General features: G+C 60.3%; 2 protein-coding genes. One reads left to right on the top strand and one right to left on the bottom strand.

From position 1 onward, the window contains the following. A partial coding sequence (locus ACIQ2D_RS22175; protein ID WP_402867437.1) for a helix-turn-helix domain-containing protein occupies window positions 1-741 on the top strand: 741 nt, incomplete at its 5' end. Between the two features lie 54 nt (window positions 742-795). On the opposite strand, the gene ACIQ2D_RS22170 is transcribed toward ACIQ2D_RS22175, so the two are convergent. Then, window positions 796-1238 (bottom strand): helix-turn-helix transcriptional regulator (locus ACIQ2D_RS22170; RefSeq protein WP_402867436.1); only part of this gene is annotated, 443 nt, incomplete at its 5' end.

The following is a 1238-nucleotide window of genomic DNA, read 5'->3' as shown; positions in this document are numbered from 1 at the left end:
ACACAAGGGGCCTACATGGCCGAACGAGAACGCATGCTTAGAGAGGAATCGTCTGCGCTGCAAGGACGCATCGCAAACCTGTTCCAGGATCCCCGATCCACAGACGCAGATCGACTGGATGCGATCGCAGCCGAACTCCGAATCCCACAACGCGCCCCCCTTCTGGTCATCGGAGCGGCCGGTGACGACATCCCGGCGCTACGAGTGTTCATCTCCGAAACCGAGCGCTCCGGACGAACGGTGTACACCCACTACCTCGGCGACGTCCTGATTGCCTTCACGCGCAGATTCGACCTCGACGGACCGCAAGCTACCGATGTCGGCCGGAACCTCCTCAAGCTTCGAGTCGGAATTGTCAACGCCGACACCGGTCTGTCAGCCCTTCGCGCGGCGGCCAATACCGCACGAGCTCTCACACGAACAATCACCAGCGAAGACCACGCGGCTCTCACCTGGGACCGAGGGTGGGCAAGACTGGCCAAACTAGGCCTACAAGAATCAGGTAGCGGGCTACTCACCTATGTCGACGATGCTTTGGTGACCTGCGGAGACGCGGAGCGGGTCCGTCTCGAAGAATGCGTGCGCAGCTATCTGAAAACAGGCAGTATCGGGGAATCGGCCAACGAGCTGTTCTGTCACCGCAACACCGTTTCCAATCGTCTTCATCGATTTGCGAAACTCACCGGTTTGGACCCCACGATTCCTGAACAATCGGCGAGACTCGTCGTGGGTTGGGCCTAGAAGCACTCGAACGCCTTCCCCTTTACCTTCTCGGGGCGATCGCCGTCGGAAGCGTCACGCAACGAACTGTATGGGCGAGGTCGTTCTACGTGCGCTGGGAGGCTGCCCGGTAACGCGCTTGAAAGCGCGGCTGAACGCAGCTTGAGAGGTGTAACCAAGATTTCGAGCCATGGCTTCCACCGACATCGTGTCCTGGGCCAGCCACTGGCTGGCAAGAAGCATTCTCAGTTCCGTCGCGTACCGCAGAGGCGGTACGCCGATCATCGCATGGAAGCGCTCCGCGAACACCGATCGGGAAACATGGCACTGCGATGCCAACTCCGCTACCGTCCAATGATGTCCGGGATCCCGGTGGACAGCCAAGATGGCTCCCGCCAGTCGCGGATCACGCAGCGCCGCCACCAGTCCAGAGGCATTGTCGCAGCCACATTCAACCCACCCTCGCACGATCATCGCAGCCACGACTTCAGAGAGACGCGCTGAAACACCAGCAAAAC

Origin of the sequence: Lysinibacillus sp. NPDC097287, assembly GCF_044761695.1 — a bacterium.
Lineage (GTDB): Bacteria > Bacillota > Bacilli > Bacillales_A > Planococcaceae > Lysinibacillus.
Note: the sequence above shows the minus strand (reverse complement) of the source record. Positions and strands in the feature narration are given on the sequence as shown.